Here is a 17992-nt window from a genome sequence, read left to right on the forward strand (position 1 = left end):
CCAGTCGGTGGCGAACAACCATTGTGACACCGGAACGCCGCGGCTCCGAGAGCTCGGGCCGCGCCGGTTTCCGCCTCATCCGGTGGGGACGTCGAACAGTGCTTCCTGATTGTCGACGGCGGGCGCCGGTTTGGCCTGCAGCGCCGCCGCGGTCAGCAGCACCGGATGAGGTGGCTGCAGGCCGTGCTCCTCGGCCGCGACGGCGACGTTCGTGTAGGACCACCGGTGCGCCGCACACGGTCCGTGTCGCGTCAACGCCTCGCCGTGGCCGCCGGTCGTGTATCCCTTGTGCACGTCGAAGCCGTACTGCGGATGCTCGGTGTGCAGCTCGGCCATGATCCGGTCACGCGTGACCTTGGCCAGCACCGACGCCGCGGCCACACACGCCGCCACCCGATCGCCCTTGAGCACGGACAGGCTCGGCGCAGGCAGGCCGGGAACCCGGAATCCGTCGATCAGCACGTAGCCCGGTGACACGTCCAGTTGCGTCACCGCCCGGCGCATGCCCTCGATGTTGGTGACATGGATACCGCGGACATCCACCTCCGCGGACGGCACGACGACGACCGAGTAGGCGACCGCACGGTGGATCACCCGGTCGTACACGCGGTCCCGGGCCGCTGCCGTCAGCAGCTTCGAATCGGTGAGCTCCGGCAACCGGGACGCGTCACCGGGCCGCAGCATGCACGCGGCGACCACCAACGGTCCTGCGCAGGCACCGCGGCCCGCCTCGTCGACACCCGCGACCGGGCCGAGTCCATGACGGTCCAGTGCGCCCTGCAGTGCCCAGGGCATCGCGCCGCGGATGATCGCGCGCGACGGCCTCGGCCCCACCGGCAGCAGCGACCGTCCCGTCGTCCGCTTCGAGGACGCCGGGGAACGTTTCGACGGCTTGGGCACGGGACCGCTCCAGTACTCGCCCGGAGGTCAGCGATCGCGTCGCACCGCTCCGCCCACGGCGGTGCCGATGCGGCGTCCGGTCGCACGTACGGGCCAGGCCGCCACGGCACCGGCGGCGAGCGGGATGCCCTGTTGCCAGGCGGGCGCGCTCATCGCGGCGGACTGCTCTTGCGGATTCTCCGCATGGATGATCCCCCACCGGGACGGCGGGAGCACGATCAACCGCGCCTTGCCGATGATGTTGTCCACGGGAACGGCACCGGATGCGCCGCCACCGTCGTTGTGATACCGGGAGTCGGCCGAATTGTTCCGGTTGTCGCCCATGACCCAGACGTACCCTTCGGGCACGGTCACCTGGTCGAACTCGGCCTGTGGCCGGCCACCGGCGAGGTGCAGATACGACTCGTCGAGCGGCGCGCCGTCCACGAGGACCCGGTTCTGGTCGTCGCAGCACTCGACGGTCTGCCCGCCGGTCGCGATGATCCGTTTGACGAAGTCGCGCTCGTCCGGCGGGGCGAGACCGAAGGCGGAGCCGACCATCTGGAAGAAGTCGGCCACGACATTGCCGCCGTCGTCGGCCAGTCCCGGACCGACCCAGGATTCCGGACCGCGGAACACGACGACCTCGCCCGGATCGGGATCCGCGAAGTCGTAGACGAGCTTGTCGACCAGGATCCGGTCCGGAGTGCAGCCGGGGCAGCCGTGCAGCGTGTGCTCCATCGAGCCCGACGGGATCATGTAGACCCGGGCGAAGAACTGCTGGATGAGGAAGGCCAGCACGAGCGCGATCCCGATCAGGATCGGCAGTTCTTTCCAGAACGACCGCTGCTTCTTCGACGTGCCCTTGCCGCGCTTCCTGGGCCCGTCACCGTCGGCGGCCTGTGCTCTCTCCTCGCCCCTCTCGGAAGGACCGGATCCGTCGGCGGACGTTGCGAACGGATTGTTCTGCTCGTCGTCCGGATTCTCCGGCTCGTCCTGGGGGGAGTTTGAAGGCACAGGCTCGACCACGACGTCAGGCTACGGGAAGCTCCACAGTGCTCAGGAGGCGGAGGTCTCGCGGCGCTCCTTGATCTTGGCCGCCTTGCCGCGCAGGTTGCGCAGGTAGTAGAGCTTCGCCCGGCGGACGTCACCCTTCTTGGCGACCTCGATCTTCGCGATGTTCGGCGTGTGCACCGGGAACGTGCGCTCGACACCGATGCCGAACGACATCTTGCGGACGGTGAACGTCTCGCGGATGCCGCCGCCCTGACGAGCGATCACGACGCCCTCGAAGACCTGGTTCCGCTCGCGGTTGCCCTCGATGACGCGGACGTGAACCTTGAGCGTGTCGCCCGGGCGGAAGTAGGGGATGTCGGAACGCAGCGACTCGGCGTCCAGCGCGTCCAGGGTGTTCATCTTCAGGTCCGTCCTCGTCCTTGTGGCAATGTGGCTTGACATGTCCGGGCGCGCACCGGCCTCACAGCGGGCGGCCCAGGAGTTTCGGCAGCGCGTGTTCACACGTCGCGCCAACCGGTCAAGTATGGCACGTGGGGTGTCCGCGCCGGACACGGGGCCGTCGGCCGCCGGAGTCATGCCTGGTCGCGCACCTGGCCGGCGTCGTCGGAGTCCGATGCACCGCCGTGCGCGCGCAGGGCGTCGAGAACCGTGCGGTCGTGGGCGTCCAGCTCGTCGGCCAGGCGGTCGAGCAGGTCCGGGCGCCGGTGGAAGGTGCGCTCGAGGGCCTGGTCACGACGCCAGCGGTCGATGCGGGCGTGGTTGCCGGAGCGCAGCACCTCCGGGACGGCCAGGTCGCGCCACACCTCGGGACGCGTGAAGCTGGGGCCTTCCAGCAGGCCGTCGGAGAACGAGTCCTGTTCGGCCGAGACGGGGTTGCCCAGCACCCCGGGCAGCAGCCGCACCACGGCCTCGGCCATGACCAGCACGGCCGCCTCACCGCCCACCAGCACGTAGTCCCCGATGGAGACCTCGTCGACGGGCATGCGCTGCGCGGCGTCGTCGAACACGCGCTGGTCGATGCCCTCGTAGCGACCGCACGCGAAGACGAGGTGCTCCTGTTCGGCGTACTCACGTGCCACGGCCTGCGTGAAGGGCCTGCCCGCCGGTGTCGGCACGACCAGCCGCGACCGGTCGGTGCACACGGCGTCGAGCGCCTCACCCCAGACCTGCGGTTTCATCACCATGCCCGGGCCTCCGCCGTACGGGGCGTCGTCGACCGCCCGGTGCACGTCGTAGGTCCAGTCCCGCAGGTCGTGCACGCCGATCTCGATCAGGCCGCGGTCGATCGCCCGTCCCAGCAGCGCAGCCCGCAGCGGCTGCAGGTACTCGGGAAAGATCGTGACGACGTCGAGTTTCACAGCGGAAGCCTTCGGAGTTCGGAGGCGGGAGCGAGCACGGACGACGGGGCGGTCATCCGGCCGTGCCGTCGGTGTGGGACGCGACGTCGGCCGTCGCCTCGGTGTCTGCCGTCGCCCCGGTGTCTGTCGTCGCCTCGGTGCCGCTCGTGGCGTCGGTGTCGGTCGTGGCGTCGGCGTCGGTCGTGGCGTCGGTTGTGGCGGAGGCCACCGCTCCGTCGTCGAGCCCGTCGTCGAGGAGTCCCTCCGGCGGGTCGAGCACGACGCGCCCGCCGTCGACGTCGACCTCGGGCACGATCTCCCGCACGAACGGCACGAGTGCCTCGCCACCGTCCCGGTCGAGGGAGAGCAGCTCTCCCCCCGGCGAATGGACGACCGCGCGCACGGTGCCGACGACCGAGCCGTCGGTCAGCTCCGCCCGCAGCCCTTCGAGTTCGTGATCGTAGAACTCGTCGGGATCGTCGATCGGCGGCAGTTCGCGGGCTTCCGCGAGCAACAGCAGCCCGCGTTGCCGTTCCGCCTCGGTGCGATCCGGCACTTCCTCGAAACGCAGCAGCAGCCGCCCGCTGTGCCAGCGGGCGGCTGCCACGGTGAGTCGTGTCGTACCACCGTTACGGGACTTGCCCGTGAGCACCGAGCCCTCGGCGAACCGTTCTTCGGGCGAGTCGGTACGCACGTCGACGGCGAGTTCACCGCGAATGCCGTGCGCTTTCGCCACCCGGCCGACCACGACCTGCACGGTGCTCCCGTTCAGCGGTCGGTGTCGATGACGTCGACGCGGATGCCCTTGCCACCGACGGAGTTCATCACCGTGCGCAGCGACGTCGCGGTGCGCCCGCTGCGGCCGATCACCTTGCCGAGGTCGTCCGGGTGGACGTGGACCTCGAGCGTGCGCCCGCGGCGGTTGGTGACCAGGTCGACGCGGACATCGTCGGGATTGTCGACGATGCCGCGGACCAGGTGCTCGAGCGAGTCGGCGAGGAAGCTCACGCCTCGTCGGCCTTCTTCTCGCCCTCGGACTCGGCAGCCTCGGTGGTCTCCTCGGCCGGCTTCTCCGCCTTGTCGGCCTTCTTGTTGCCACCCTTCTTCTTCGGGGTGACGGCCTCGACGGACGGCTCCTCGTTCGCGGCGGCGAGCGCCTCGTTGAAGAGCTCCTGCTTGGTCTTCTTCTCCGGCAGCGGCTTCAGCGTGCCCTCGGCACCGGGCAGGCCCTTGTGCTTCTGCCAGTCGCCGGTGACCTCGAGGATGCGCTGGACCGGCTCGGTCGGCAGTGCGCCGACACCCAGCCAGTACTGCGCACGCTCCGAGTTCACCTCGATGAAGCTCGGCTCTTCCTTCGGGTGGTACTTGCCGATCGTCTCGATGGCCTTGCCATCCCGCCGGGTACGCGCGTCCGCGACGATGATGCGGTAGTACGGCGCACGGATCTTGCCCAGGCGCTGCAGCTTGATCTTGACGGCCACGGGTGTGGGTACTCCTGTCGTGTTCGCTTACTCGGTTCGAGGCACCACCCCCGAGTGGGGAGCGGATCGGCGATGCCCGCAGGTCTGTGTATCGCTCCGACGCGGTGAGAGGGCCCGTTCGGAGCGGGCAAGCTCCCATTTTGCCAGAGCGACGTGCGTCACCTGCGGCGGGCTCCCCTCCTCGGTGCGACCGGGGACGGACAGCGGCCCGACCGGCGGCGCGGACTCGCAGTCCGGATGCCGGTCCGGACCCGGTGGCGGTCAGGCCTCCACGATGCCCAGTGCGGTCAGCAGGATCGCCACAGCGGGCAGGAAGTTGTTCATCTGATGGGCCACGATGCTGCCGAGCAGTCGTCCGGTGATCAGCCGCGCCATCCCGATGGGAATCGAGATGACCAGCAGCAGCGTCGTACGGAGCGGTTCGAGGTGGCTGACGGCGAACACCGCGGTCGACAGCCCGAACGCGGCCACCCTGCCCCATTTCTCCTTGCGCCATTCCAGTCGTTCCGTGGCGCTCCAGAGCAGCCCGCGGTAGATGATCTCCTCGCAGATGGGGCCGAGCAGCCACAGATACAGGAACATCACGATGGCCGCGTACAGCGACATCGGCTGGTCCTCGACGAGGGCACTGATGGCGGAACGGGCGTTGCGTTCGCCGACGACCTCGGTCCAGATCCACGCTCCGACGCTGGTCACGACCAGGCCCAGCGCGCCCAGTTTGATGCCGAGTTTCACGTCGCTGGCGGACCACGACAGGTTGAGGTCGGCCAGCGGGCCGTTACCGCGCACCTTCGTGATGACCAGCGCGGTGCTCGCCGCGATGACCGTGGGCAGCATCGTGCCGATCAGGACGTTGCGCACGGAGAGATCGCCGCCGCCGCGGTGCAGGATCGCGCCGATCAACGCCGCCGAGGCCAGCAGCACGACCTCGACCAGCAGGAAGGCACCGAAGCCCCACCGCGGTCGCGGCAGGCTCGCCGGAGTCGGGTCGCCGGGCACCGGGTCCCCCGGATTCGGTGCCGCCACGCTGGTCCTCCCCGGATTCGGCCGACAAACCGTCGCGAGCCTACTGTGCGTGCCCGCGTCGTCACGACCGGCCGGTAGGCGTCAGCGGACGAGCCGCCCGCGAAGCACGATGTGCCGGGGACTGCGGAGGACGTCGAGGTCCTCACGGGGGTCGGTGTCGAACAGCAGCAGGTCCGCCTGCGCACCGTCGGTGATGCCGTCGTGGCCGAGCCACGCGCGGGCCGACCAGGACGCGGCACCCAGCGCCTGCTCCGCCGTCATTCCCGCGCGGTGCAGCGCGGCGACCTCGTCGGGCAGCCTGCCGTGGGCGACCATGCCGCCCGCGTCGGTTCCCGCGTAGATGTCCACGCCCGCGTCGATCGCCTCGCCGACCATGTCACCGACCCCGGCGTGCAACGCCCGCATGTGCGCCGCGTACGTCGGATACTTGGCCGCCTGGTCCGCGATGCCGGGAAAGTTCTCGATGTTGATCAGGGTCGGCACGAGGGCCGTGCCCTGGTCCGCCATCCGGTCGAGCAGTTCGCGGTCGAGACCCGTGCCGTGCTCGAGGCAGTCGATCCCTGCCGCGACGAGGCCCGGCAGCGCGGCTTCGCCGAACACGTGCGCCGTCACCCGCGCGCCGGCGTCGTGGGCGGCCTGCACGGCGTCGGCCAGCACGTCGTCCGGCCACAGCGGTGCGAGATCGCCGATGCCGCGGTCGATCCAGTCGCCGACCAGCTTCACCCAGCCGTCGCCCGCGACCGCCTGTTCGGCCACCGCGTCCGGCAGCCGGTCCGGGTGGTCGAGGTCGATGCCGAGCTTCGGGATGTACCGCTTCGGCAACGCGATGTGCTGACCGCAGCGGATGATCCGTGGCAGGTCGTCACGCCGCTGCAGCGATCGCGTGTCGACGGGCACGCCACAGTCCCGGATGAGCAGCGTCCCCGCGTCACGATCGGTCACGGCCTGCGCCGTCGCCTCGTCGAGCGTGACCGGGCCCTCGACGCCGATGCCGGGGTGACAGTGCGCGTCGACCAGCCCGGGCAGTACGAACGCCCCGTCGAGGGTGCGCGCACCGTCCACCGGGGTCAGCGAGATCCGGTCGCCGTCGGTCCAGAGGTCCTGCTGCCGGCCGTCGGGCAGGACCGCACCGCGAACGTGGAACATGGGTTACTTGTTCTTCGGCAGCTTGAGCTTGGACGGGTCGAACCCGGGCGGCAGATCGTTGAGTCCGCCGCCGAGCTGAGACACGTCGGGCGTTCCGCCCCCGCCGCCACCCGGCATACCGCCGGGCGGCATCCCGGGCATACCGCCGGGCAGCTTCGGCTTCTGCTGGCCCTTGCTCTTGCCCTTCTTGTTCTTGCGGCCCTTCTTCTGCTTCTTCGTGGCGCTGCCTCCGCCACCACCGAAGCCGAACTGGCCCGCCATCTGCTGCATCATCTTGCGGGCCTCGAAGAACCGGTTGACGAGGTCGTTGATCTCGCGCACCGCGACACCGGAACCATTGGCGATGCGCTGCCGCCGGGACGCGTTGATGATCTTCGGATTCTCGCGCTCGGCGGGCGTCATACCGCGGATGATGGCCTGCAGGCGGTCGATCTGCGCGTCGTCGACCTGGGAGAGCTGGTCCTTCATCTGCCCGGCACCGGGAAGCATGCCCAGCAGGTTGCCGATCGGGCCCATCTTGCGGACGGCCTGCATCTGCTCGAGGAAGTCCTCGAGCGTCATGTCGCCGGTGCCCAGCTTCGAGGCCGCCTGCTCGGCCTTCTCCTGGTCGAACGCCTGCTCGGCCTGTTCGATCAGGGTGAGCATGTCGCCCATACCGAGGATGCGGCTGGCCATGCGGTCGGGGTGGAAGACGTCGAAGTCCTCGAGCTTCTCCCCGTTGGAGGCGAACAGGATCGGCTCGCCGGTCACCTGCCGCACCGACAGTGCCGCACCACCGCGGGCGTCACCGTCGAGCTTGGTCAGCACGACACCGGTGAACCCGACGCCGTCGCGGAACGCCTCCGCGGTCGCCACGGCGTCCTGGCCGATCATCGCGTCGACGACGAACAGCGTCTCGTCCGGCTGGACCGCATCGCGGATGTCGGCAGCCTGCTGCATCAGCTCTTCGTCGACACCGAGGCGGCCGGCCGTGTCGACGACGACCACGTCGTGCTGCGCATGGTGCGCTTCGTCGATGCTGCGCTTGGCGACGTCGACCGGGTCGCCCACGCCGTTGCCCGGTTCGGGCGCGAAGGTCGTCACGCCCGCGCGCTCACCGACCACCTGCAGCTGCGTCACCGCGTTCGGGCGCTGCAGGTCGCATGCCACCAGCATCGGCGCGTGGCCCTGCTGCTTCAGCCACGTCGCCAGCTTGCCGGCCAGTGTCGTCTTACCGGAACCCTGCAGGCCGGCCAGCATGATCACGGTCGGCGGGTTCTTCGCGAGGTTCACGCGCCGCGTCTCGCCGCCGAGGATGCCGACGAGCTCCTCGTTGACGATCTTGATGACCTGTTGGGCCGGGTTCAGCGCCTCGGAAACCTCGGCGCCCTTCGCACGCTCCTTGACGTGCTTGATGAACTCCCGCACCACGGGCAGCGCGACGTCGGCCTCCAACAGCGCGACGCGAATCTCGCGTGCGGTGGCGTCGATGTCGGCATCGGAGAGCTTGCCCTTGCCGCGGAGGTTCTGCAGGACCGAGGTGAGCCGATCCGAGAGGGTGTCGAACACGGGGTGCACGCTCCAGCAGTTCGTCGTTCCTGGCGCCGGCTCACTGCGCCGACGACGTCCCAGGGTACTGGCCGCCGGTGCTCGAGGGGCCGCCCGGCCGGTCTGTCCCCCACAGATCCCCCTCGTCCGGCCGGGCGGCGTCTCTTCCCGGGCACTCACGGCCCTGGTCGGTCTGTTCGCCAGACCCCCAGCACCAGGCGAACCACACCGCTGCAGAACCGCATGCCCGAGCTGGTTCCCAGCATGCGCCCTGCGCGGGGTCTCGCGGCAGCGTGAAGACACCGGAATCGGGCTGAGTAGGGCTACTCAGCCACCGTTGCGTAGGCCCGCCCGGCCGGGGTGAGTGGTTCCCTGAAAGTCCGGGGAACAGCCGTGGACGGCAGCCTGACCTGCCGTTACTGCGCCGCCGTTACTGCGCCGCCGTTACTGCGCCGCGGCGAGCAGGTTCTGTTCGAGGCGCCTGCGCCAGTCCGCATCGAGCGTTCCGGTCCGCGGCGTGATGGCGAACGAGTCGACCACCCGGTCACCGAGCGTTTCGACCTTCGCCCAGCGCACCTCGGCATCGCTGTGCCGCAACGCGCCGGCCACCCGGTAGAGCAGGGCGAGCCGGTCCATCGCACGCAGCTCGACGACGACCGCCTCCGCTCCGGTCGTCTCGTCGTCGAACCACAGCACCTTCGGCGACACCGGCGCGGCCTGCGTCCCCTCGTAGGCCCGCTCCTTCTCCGCCAGTTTCCGCGACAGCGCGGGCCCACCCGCGACCGCGCGGGCGAACTGGTCCCGCAGCAGTGCCGGATCGGGCGGGGTGCCGAATCGCGGCGACGCGGTGAACACACCGACCCTGCCGCCGTCGAAGCCGTCCGGGGTCACGGTGTGCAGCGTCGCGGTGTGCACCTCGAGCGAGTTGAGTGCGAGTACGCCCGCCGCCGGAGTGAGTAGCTCGGCAGCCGCGGGAACGGCGCACGTGATCGTGACGACCCGGTGGTGCCCGTCCGCCGAGGTCACCGCGACCTGTCCCGTTCCGGCCCGAACCGCTTCGGCGGCCAGCTCCCGCTGTGTCGCGTCGACGGCTTCCGGCTCGGGCAGCGGCCTGCCGGTCAGCAGCGTGCGCGTGCGGGCGACCAGCTCGCCCACCAGGCCCGCCTTCCACTGGGTCCACACGCCTGGTCCCGTCGCCAGCGAATCGGCCTTCGCCAGCGCATGCAGCAGCTCGAGCAGCAGCGGGTCGCCGTCGATCGCCTTGGCGACACGTTCGACGGTCTCCGGCTCGCTGATGTCACGGCGCGTGGCCGTGTCCGGCAACAGCAGATGGTGCCGCACCATCCCGACCACGACGCGGGTGTCGTGTTCGGACAGTCCGATACGGACGGCGACATGACCGGCGATCTCCGCACCGAGCTCGGAATGGTCGGTCTCGCGGCCCTTGCCGATGTCGTGCAGCAGCGCACCGAGCAACAGCAGGTCGGGCCGCGCGACCGTGTCGGTCAGCCCGGCCGCCTCGACGCAGGCCTGCACCAGGTGCCGGTCGACCGTCCACGCGTGCACCGGTTCGCGCGGCGGCAGATCGCGCACCGCTCCCCATTCGGGCAGCAACCGCGCCCACAGCCCCGTCCGGTCGAGCGCCTCCACGGCGTCGACGAGGCCGTCGCCTGCGCCGAGCAGTTCCGTCAGCGCCCTCCGGCCGGACTCCGGCCAGGGCGCCCGCAGTTCGGGCGCCGAATCCGCGAGCGTGCGCAGCGTACCGTGCGAGATCGGTCGTCCCGTCCTCGCCGACGCGGCGCCGACCCGCAACAGCAGCCCGGAATCGCGCGCAGGAACGGCGTCGCGCGCCAGCGCCACCTCGCTGCCGTGCAGCACCACGCCGTCGCCGCATGGCGTGCGTGCCGGCTTCCTGCCGAACCTGCCCTTCGGCGGCCCGGCGGCCCTGAGTGCGACGTCGACGGCGTACGCGACCGTTCTGCCCGCGCCGGACAGGTGGCGCGCCAGTACGAACCGGTCGCCGAAGTCGAGTTCCGAGGCCACCACGGCCGCGTCCGCCGCACCCAGCACGTCCCGGCCGCGGCGCACCGTACGGCGCAACTCGGTCCGGACGTCCAGCAGCAGTTCACGGGCCGCGGTGAGCTCCTCCCCCGGCCGGTCCGCGAGCTGGGCGACGGCGACCGCGTCCAGCAGGCCCAGATCCCGCAGTCCGCCGCGACCGTGTTTGAGGTCCGGTTCGGACGACTGGGCGACCTCGCCGCTGCGATGCCAGCGCTCCCGCGCGGACTCGATCAGCTCGGGAATGCGTTTCCCTGCGGTGCGCCGCCACTGCTCACGAGCGGCGCCCACGAGCCGGGACGCGAGCTCGGCGTCCCCGGCGACGAGCCTGCCGTCGAGCAGTCCCATCGCCGTCCGCAGATCCGCCGAGGCGACCTTCAGCGCCTCGGCGGGGGTCCGCACGGAATGGTCGAGACCGACGCGCGCGTCCCACAGCGGATACCAGAGGGCATCCGCGATCTCCCCGATCCCCGGATGCCCGTCGTGGATCAACACCAGGTCGAGATCGGAGAACGGCACGAGTTCGCGACGGCCGAGGCCGCCGACGGCGACCAGCGCGACGCCGTCCGGTAAGGACCCGGTGACGTCGCCGCCGGCCGCCGTGGCGGCTCTGCTCAGCCAGAACTCGTACAGATCGACCAGTGCGGCCCGCAGTGCGGCAGCACCGATCCGGCCGTGGCGGCCTTCCAGCAGCCGGTCGACCGCCTCGACAAGTCCCCCTACGGCCACCGCGGGCGCCTAGAGGGCGTCCGGGCCGCGTTCACCGGTGCGGACCCGCACGACGGTGTCGACCGAGGTGACCCACACCTTGCCGTCGCCGATCTTGCCGGTGTGGGCGGCACCGGCGACGGCGTCGATGACCTTGTCGACGTCGGCGTCGTCGGCCACGACCTCGACCTTCAGCTTGGCCACGAAGTCGACGGCGTACTCGGCGCCGCGGTAGACCTCCGTGTGGCCCTTCTGCCTGCCGTAGCCCTGGACTTCGCCGACGGTCATCCCGAGCACGCCGAGCTGTTCCAGCGCCGCGCGAACGTCGTCGAGGGTGAAGGGCTTGATGATAGCGGTGATCAGCTTCATGAGTTGGTTTCCTCCAGCTTCCTGGCCGAGTTCGCCACACCGCTGCCGCCCAACGTCGGACGGCCACCGCGGCCACTTGCGAAGTCGTAGGCCGACTCGGCGTGCTCCGTCTCGTCGATGCCCGCGACCTCGTCCTCGGTCGACACCCGGACACCCATGACGGCCTTGATGACGACGCCGAGGATCGCGGCGACGAGCCCGGAGTAGATCATGACGACGACCACGGACAGCACCTGCTTGCCCAGCAGGTCGATGCTGCCGCCGTAGATCAGGCCGTTGACGCCCTCGCCGTCCGGGACCACGCTGGCGGTGGCCACGAAGCCGAGCATGATCGTGCCGATCAGACCGCCCACGAGGTGGACACCGACGACGTCGAGCGAGTCGTCGTAGCCGAAGCGGTACTTGAGGCCGACGGCCGCGGCGCAGACGACACCGGCGATCGCGCCGATGGCCAACGCGCCCCACGTGTCGACGTAGGCACAGGCGGGCGTGATGGCGACCAGGCCCGCGACGACACCGGAGGCGGCGCCGAGGCTGGTGGGCTTGCCGTCACGGATGCGCTCGAGCAGCAGCCAGCCGAGCATGGCGGCGGCCGTGGCGGTCACGGTGTTGATGAAGGCGATGCCCGCGACACCGTCGGCGGCATAGGCCGAACCGGCGTTGAAACCGAACCAGCCGAACCACAGCAGGCCGGCGCCGAGCATCACGTACGGCAGGTTGTGCGGCTTCATCGGCTCCTTCGGCCAGCCGGCACGCTTGCCGAGCACCAGGACGAGGCCGAGTGCGGCGGCACCCGCGTTGGTGTGCACCGCCGTTCCGCCCGCGAAGTCCAGGGCGCCCAGCTCGTCGATCCAGCCACCGGATCCCCACACCCAGTGGGCCACCGGGAAGTAGACGAGCGTGGCCCACAGGCCGCCGAACAGCAGCCAGGCGCCGAACTTCATACGGTCGGCCACGGCACCGGCGATCAGCGCGACCGTGATGATCGCGAACATCGCCTGGAACGCCACGTCGACCGTGCCCTCGGTCGGATCTCCCTCCGGCGTCATCAGGCCGGACAGCCCGAGCATCTCGAACGGATTGCCGAGGACGCCGCCGACCGTCCCGCCGTAGGTCATCGAGTAGCCGTAGACGACCCACAGCACCGAGACCAGGCCCATCGCACCGAAGCACATCATCAGCATGTTCAGGACGCTCTTCGAGCGGACCATGCCGCCGTAGAAGAACGCCAACCCCGGCGTCATGAGCAACACCAGCGCTGCACTGGTGAGCAACCAGGCTGTATTTCCTTCCACGCTTCTCCTCCTTAAGAGAGCAGGCAGCCGAACTCGCGATTGCGGGACAGCATCGGAAAGTCGTGTTGCGCCGAATGACTCGTGGCGTTTCGGGTGCGTGAAGCGATTCGTGGTGAGTGTTACTTCTGCGTTTCCCAAATCGGGGCAGATCCGTCCGATCCCGAAACGTCGTGGTCGAATAGGCCCGTGACCACCCGAAGCGGCACGCCGCGCTCGTTACCGCCCGTTGTCGTGTCCGCACTGCGCTGCTCCGTCTGCTCAGCGCCGCTGCATCCGGACGGGCGGTCGCTGCGCTGCGTACGGCGGCACTCGTTCGACCTCGCCAAGCAGGGCTACGTCAACCTCCTCCGTGCGGGCGTCGACGCGGGCACCGCCGACACGAGCGAGATGGCCGCCGCCCGCGCGGACTTTCTGGCGACGGGCCGGTATGCGCCGCTCGTGGACGTACTCGCACGCGTCGTCGAAGCGTCCGGGGAGCCGGAGTTCGTCGTCGACGCCGGAGCCGGCACGGGCTACTACCTCGCCGGGGTGCTCGACCGGGTGGCGTCCGCGTGGGGCCTGGCACTCGACGTGTCCGCTCCCGCGCTCCGGCGCGCGGCGAAGGCCCACCCGCGGATCGGCGCCGTGGTGTGGAACCTGTGGGAGCCGTGGCCGGTGGCCGACGGTGTCGCCGACGTCGTGCTCGACGTGTTCGCACCCCGCAACACCGCGGAGTTCCACCGCGTGCTGCGGCCCGGCGGACTGCTCGCCGTCGCGACGCCCGGCGCGGGCCACCTGCGCGAGCTCGTCACCGAGCTGGGCCTGCTCGACATCGCCGGCGACAAGACCGACCGGATCGCCGAGTCGCTCGGCGATCACTTCGAACCCGTCGATGTGGACACCGCAAGCCACACCGCCGAGCTCGACGCCGACGAGGTGCGCAAGCTCGTACTCATGGGACCGAACGCCCACCACCTCCACCGCGGCGGGCTCGGCGCGAAACTCGACGCGCTGACCGGCGCCACGGAGGTCACCTTCGAGTTCGACGTGTCGGTGCTGCGGAGGAAGGAATGAGGCCCGCCCGTACGGTCGGGAGCGGCACGGCCGGGAACGGAACGGTCGGCGACCCGGGGCATGGGAGGAGAACATGACCGAGCTGGCGGCGAGCGTGCTGGCCGACCGCACCTGGCTGCGGGAGGATCTGCGGCGCGCGGCAGGACTCTACGGCGCGGCCGGCGAGCGCGTGCTGGGGACGATCCGGTGGTACTCGTCGTCGTCGATGCTCGTGGCGCCCGCACTGGAAGCACTGGTCCATACCGGCACGGCGACGGATCCGTCGCTGGATGCCGTGCTGCTGGACGTCCACCACGACGGGCGGATCCTCGACGCCCGGTCGGTGCGGCCGCTCGACGGTGGACTCGACCGGCTCGCGGCGGCGTTCGCGAGCTCGCTGGGTGCGGCGACCGAGGCGATCGCGGACGTCAGCGGAGCGACACAGCGGTCGCTGTGGGCGATCGCCGCGGACTCGATCGGGAACCGGTTGCTGTGGGCGGGGTCACGGCTGAGTGCGACCGAGGACGCGATGCGCCTGGCCGGCGAGCTCGGCGACGGCATCGCCGCGGCGGGCGCGCCGATGCCGCGACCGTTGTTCACCGAGGTGGGCGGTACCCCGGTGGTGCGGCGGACGTCCTGCTGCCTGATCTACGACATCCCCGGCGGCCAGAAGTGCACCAGCTGTCCGAAACAGACCCCGGAGGAACGGACCCGGCGACTGCGCTCACTGCTGGGCTGACGACGGCCGCGAGGACCACGCGTACTCGGCGCAACCGCACGGCCCTGCCGCCCGGCACACCTTGAGCCAGGAGCACGGGACACCTGGAACTGGGGCACGGGACACGCCTTGGCCAAGGGAGCAATAGGGCGGTGGACGCCCCGAAGGTGGGCTTGGGGGCGTCCCACCGCGCTCCGCGTTCGGCCGGGGCGGCGCCGCGGCAGGGCCGCTCAGTGCTGTCCACTCCGGACAGAGGGAGTCGATTCCTCCCTGGTCAGAAACTCCCCGAACGGCTCGGCCGGATGGTCGAGGGCGATCTCGCGGCCGCGCAACCAGCTCGCGCGCACGACTCCGGCCAGCGCTCGCTCGTGGTAGGCACTCACCGGGTTGCGGTGCTGCAGCCGTGTCCGGTCGACGACGAACGCCTCGTCGGGTGCGAACACCGCGAAGTCCGCATCGCATCCGACGGCGATGCGCCCCTTGCCGGACAGGCCGACCTGCTCGGCCGGACCCTGCGCCATCCACCGCACGACGTCGTCGAGGGTGAATCCCCGCGACCGTGCCCCGGTCCACACCGCGGGCAGACCCACCTGCAGCCCGGCGATCCCGCCCCAGGCGTCGCCGAAGTCGCCGCTGTCGAACCGCTTCAGGTCCGGGGTGCACGGCGAATGGTCGGTCACGACGCAGTCGAGCACACCGTCGCCCAGAGCCCGCCACAGCTCTTCCCGGTTGCCGGCCTCACGGATCGGCGGGCAGCACTTGAACTCGGTGGCGCCGTCGCGGATCTCCTCGGCGACGAAACTGAGGTAGTGCGGACAGGTCTCGGCCGTCACGCGCACCCCGTCGGCACGCGCCTGCGCGAGCATCGGGACCGCATCACCCGACGCGAGGTGCAGGATGTGCACGCGCGCACCCGTTCGGCGCGCGAGGTCGAGCACGCGGGCGATCGCCGTGTTCTCCGCGGCGCGGGGCCGCGAACCGAGGAAATCGGCGTACGAGCGGCCGTGCACGGCGGGTGCCCCGCCGATCGTCTCGGCGTCCTCGGCGTGCACGATCAGCAGCCCGTCGAAGGCGGCCAGCTCGCGCATCGCCTCCTCGAGGCCCGCCTCGTCGAGCGGGGCGAACTCGTCCACGCCCGAGTGCAGCAGGAAGCACTTGAAGCCGAACACGCCCGCGTCGTGCAGCGGCCGCAGCTCGCCACGGTTACCGGGGACCGCACCACCCCAGAATCCGACGTCGACGGCGATGCGCCCCTCGGCCGCGCGGCGCTTGACGTCGAGCGAGGTCACGTCGACGGTCGGCGGCAGGCTGTTGAGCGGCATGTCGACGAGCGTGGTGACCCCACCGGCCGCCGCCGCGCGCGTGGCGGTGTCGAAGCCCTCCCAGTCACTGCGGCCGGGATCGTTGACATGCACGTGCGTGTCGACCAGCCCGGGCAGCAGGACCTCGTCCTCGCGCAACTCCACCACGCGATCGCCGGTGAGCGTGTCGTAGTCCTCGACCGCAGCGATGCGCCCGCCCGACACGCCGACGCTGCACGACCGCTCCCCGTCGGGCGTGACCGCACGCGGCGCCCGGAACACCAGGTCCATTCCCGCACCTCCTCGCTGCGTACTGCGACCCGCAGCCAAGCACATGTGAAGCCATGGGTAAACACTTGCGTGAAGTGTTTCCTTCACACCCACCCCACGCCGCACCCGGCTGCGCTAGATTTCTCCCGTGTTCCCTGCCGACGAACTGCACCTCGGCGCTCGCATCCGGTCGCTGCGCACCGGGCGCGGCGTGTCCCTGCGCGCACTGGCTGCCGACCTCGACATCAGCCCGAGCGCGCTGTCGCAGATCGAACGCGGCAAGCTGCGCCCGTCCGTGACCCGGCTCCTGCAGATCATGTCGGCACTGGACGTGTCACTGTCCGCGGCCTTCGGCGAGACCGCACCGGATGCGACGGCACTCGCCGAGACGGCACCGGGCCCGCCCACCTCCGATTCCGGCCCCGGCGACGCCGGTACGGACGGCCCCGACACCGATGAGCCCGGCCGGAGCGAGCCCGTCGTGGTCACCCGCGCCGACGAGGCTGCGGTGCTCTCGCTCGGCGACGGGGTGACGTACCGGAGCCTCACCCCCGTAGCGCTGTCCGGCACGGAGGTGTACGAGACGGTCTACCCACCGGGGTCGAGGTCGAGCCAGGACGCCGAGTACCTGCGCCACACCGGCCACGAGATGGGCAGCGTGACGGCCGGCAGACTGACCGTCGACGTCGACGGGGTCCCCCACGAACTCGGCCCCGGCGACGGCATCCGCTTCCCGTCCGCAACCCCGCACCGCATCCGCAACGACGGCGACGAACCCGCCGTCGCCGTGTGGATCAACGTGCACTGAGCGGATCGACGTGCACTGAGTGGGTCAACGTGCGCCGGGTGGGTCAACGTGCGCCGAGTGGATCGACGTGCGCCGGGTGGGTCAACGTGCGCCGGGTGGGTCAACGTGCGCCGGGTGGATCGCCGCGCACTGGCGGTCCGTGCCGGACCCCGCGCTCACCCCGACCCGCTCAGTGCCGGGCTGCGCGGCGCCCGCGGGGCAGCCACTCCAGCGCGGTGAGTGTGTCCGTGCTCGGCAGGTATTCCAGGCCCACGAACCCGTCGTAGCCTGCGGCTTCGAGCGCGACGAGGTGGCGGTCGAGGTCCGTGGTGCCACTGCCCGGCTCGTGGCGGCCGGGCGCGTCGGCCAGCTGGACGTGCCCGGTGCGCGCGGCGTGCTCGGCGACCGTATCGAGATCCCCGACGACGGCGCGGTGATACAGGTCCGTGAGCAGGGTCAGCTCGGGCCTGCCGACGCGGTCGAGCACGGCCAGCGCCTCGGCGGTCGTGGTCAGCGGGTACGCGGGGCGGCCCGACAGCGCCTCCAGCACGATCGTCCCGTCGACCGCACCGACCCGGCGGGCCAGCCGGTCCAGGGTGGCTGCGGCGACCTCGTCCTGCTCCGCCGGATCGACGCCCTCGAGGCGGTTACCGTACAGCGCGTTGAACCGCCGGGTGCCCAGCCTGCGGGCGATGTCGAGTGCCACGTCGACGCTCTCGGCCAGCTCCGCCTCACGGCCGGGCCACGACACGAGCCCGCTGTCACCGGCCGCCATGTCGCCCGCGAAGAAGTTCAGGCTGACCAGGCTCACCCCGGCGTCGGCGATCGCGGAGACGAACGCATCGACCTCGGCGCCCGTCGGGACGGCCACGGCACCGAACGGCCACCAGCACTCCACCGCGTCGAACCCGGCCTCGCGCGCCGCCCGGGGACGCTCGAGCAAGGGCAGCTCGGTGAACAGCGTCGAGAGGTGGGCGTCGAACGGCAGGCCGTGCAGCGTGGGGTCCGGGATCATGCGCCCATTCTGGCCCGCCCGCCGCA

At 70.8% G+C, this 17992-nt stretch carries 17 protein-coding genes and 1 pseudogene; 3 read left to right on the forward strand and 15 right to left on the reverse strand.

What is annotated here, in order from left to right:
* Positions 1 to 75: 75 nt before the first annotated feature.
* From LY41_RS04255 to LY41_RS04315, 13 genes and pseudogenes are all read right to left on the reverse strand, one after another.
* A complete protein-coding gene (locus tag LY41_RS04255; RefSeq protein ID WP_301296697.1) occupies positions 76 to 795 on the reverse strand; it encodes a ribonuclease HII in 720 nt (239 codons plus the stop codon).
* Positions 796 to 927: 132 nt separating this feature from the next.
* A complete protein-coding gene (gene lepB, locus LY41_RS04260) occupies positions 928 to 1908 on the reverse strand; it encodes a signal peptidase I (protein WP_253862478.1) in 981 nt (326 codons plus the stop codon).
* A gap of 30 nt (positions 1909 to 1938) precedes the next feature.
* A complete protein-coding gene (gene rplS, locus LY41_RS04265; protein WP_253862479.1) occupies positions 1939 to 2295 on the reverse strand; it encodes a 50S ribosomal protein L19 in 357 nt (118 codons plus the stop codon).
* A gap of 173 nt (positions 2296 to 2468) precedes the next feature.
* The gene (gene trmD, locus LY41_RS04270) at positions 2469 to 3254 is read right to left on the reverse strand and encodes a tRNA (guanosine(37)-N1)-methyltransferase TrmD (protein ID WP_253862480.1); all 786 of its coding nucleotides are present in this window, start codon (positions 3252 to 3254) and stop codon (positions 2469 to 2471) included.
* A 229-nt stretch (positions 3255 to 3483) separates the two neighbouring features.
* Positions 3484 to 3990, reverse strand: a pseudogene (gene rimM / locus LY41_RS04275) (ribosome maturation factor RimM); the annotation flags it as partial.
* 11 nt (positions 3991 to 4001) lie between these two features.
* Positions 4002 to 4241 carry an RNA-binding protein gene (locus LY41_RS04280; RefSeq protein WP_183778450.1) on the reverse strand — a complete coding sequence of 80 codons (240 nt, stop codon included), beginning with the start codon at positions 4239 to 4241 and terminating at the stop codon, positions 4002 to 4004.
* On the reverse strand, positions 4238 to 4714 hold the full coding sequence (gene rpsP / locus LY41_RS04285) for a 30S ribosomal protein S16 (protein ID WP_253862481.1): 477 nt from the start codon (positions 4712 to 4714) through the stop codon (positions 4238 to 4240). Before rpsP ends, LY41_RS04280 begins: the two co-directional genes overlap by 4 nt.
* Before the next feature lie 261 nt (positions 4715 to 4975).
* The gene (locus LY41_RS04290) at positions 4976 to 5740 is read right to left on the reverse strand and encodes a CPBP family intramembrane glutamic endopeptidase (RefSeq protein WP_372493079.1); all 765 of its coding nucleotides are present in this window, start codon (positions 5738 to 5740) and stop codon (positions 4976 to 4978) included.
* A gap of 81 nt (positions 5741 to 5821) precedes the next feature.
* The gene (locus LY41_RS04295; protein WP_253862482.1) at positions 5822 to 6886 is read right to left on the reverse strand and encodes an amidohydrolase family protein; all 1065 of its coding nucleotides are present in this window, start codon (positions 6884 to 6886) and stop codon (positions 5822 to 5824) included.
* Positions 6887 to 6889: 3 nt separating this feature from the next.
* Complete coding sequence (ffh, locus tag LY41_RS04300; protein ID WP_253862483.1) at positions 6890 to 8434, reverse strand: signal recognition particle protein; 1545 nt, start codon at positions 8432 to 8434, stop codon at positions 6890 to 6892.
* Between the two features lie 423 nt (positions 8435 to 8857).
* Positions 8858 to 11200, reverse strand: coding sequence for a [protein-PII] uridylyltransferase (locus LY41_RS04305; RefSeq protein WP_253862484.1), 2343 nt, complete (start codon positions 11198 to 11200; stop codon positions 8858 to 8860).
* Positions 11201 to 11209: 9 nt separating this feature from the next.
* Positions 11210 to 11548: a P-II family nitrogen regulator gene (locus LY41_RS04310; RefSeq protein ID WP_253862485.1), complete on the reverse strand. Its 339-nt coding sequence runs from the start codon at positions 11546 to 11548 to the stop codon at positions 11210 to 11212.
* On the reverse strand, positions 11545 to 12843 hold the full coding sequence (locus tag LY41_RS04315; RefSeq protein ID WP_253862486.1) for an ammonium transporter: 1299 nt from the start codon (positions 12841 to 12843) through the stop codon (positions 11545 to 11547). Before LY41_RS04315 ends, LY41_RS04310 begins: the two co-directional genes overlap by 4 nt.
* Before the next feature lie 186 nt (positions 12844 to 13029).
* On the opposite strand from LY41_RS04315, the gene LY41_RS04320 reads away from it, so the two are divergent.
* A complete protein-coding gene (locus LY41_RS04320) occupies positions 13030 to 13896 on the forward strand; it encodes a putative RNA methyltransferase (RefSeq protein WP_253862487.1) in 867 nt (288 codons plus the stop codon).
* A gap of 73 nt (positions 13897 to 13969) precedes the next feature.
* Positions 13970 to 14614 (forward strand): (2Fe-2S)-binding protein, encoded by a 645-nt coding sequence (locus LY41_RS04325; protein WP_253862488.1) that lies wholly within the window; start codon positions 13970 to 13972, stop codon positions 14612 to 14614.
* A gap of 209 nt (positions 14615 to 14823) precedes the next feature.
* On the opposite strand, the gene allB is transcribed toward LY41_RS04325, so the two are convergent.
* On the reverse strand, positions 14824 to 16185 hold the full coding sequence (gene allB / locus LY41_RS04330; protein WP_253862489.1) for an allantoinase AllB: 1362 nt from the start codon (positions 16183 to 16185) through the stop codon (positions 14824 to 14826).
* A 127-nt stretch (positions 16186 to 16312) separates the two neighbouring features.
* Here allB and LY41_RS04335 point away from each other — a divergent pair, with 127 nt between their 5' ends.
* A complete protein-coding gene (locus LY41_RS04335; RefSeq protein WP_253862490.1) occupies positions 16313 to 16972 on the forward strand; it encodes a helix-turn-helix domain-containing protein in 660 nt (219 codons plus the stop codon).
* A gap of 169 nt (positions 16973 to 17141) precedes the next feature.
* On the opposite strand, the gene LY41_RS04340 is transcribed toward LY41_RS04335, so the two are convergent.
* Complete coding sequence (locus LY41_RS04340) at positions 17142 to 17966, reverse strand: hydroxypyruvate isomerase family protein (protein WP_253862491.1); 825 nt, start codon at positions 17964 to 17966, stop codon at positions 17142 to 17144.
* Positions 17967 to 17992: the final 26 nt, after the last annotated feature.

The sequence above is a fragment of the Prauserella halophila genome (assembly GCF_024171895.1).
Taxonomy (GTDB): domain Bacteria; phylum Actinomycetota; class Actinomycetes; order Mycobacteriales; family Pseudonocardiaceae; genus Prauserella; species Prauserella halophila.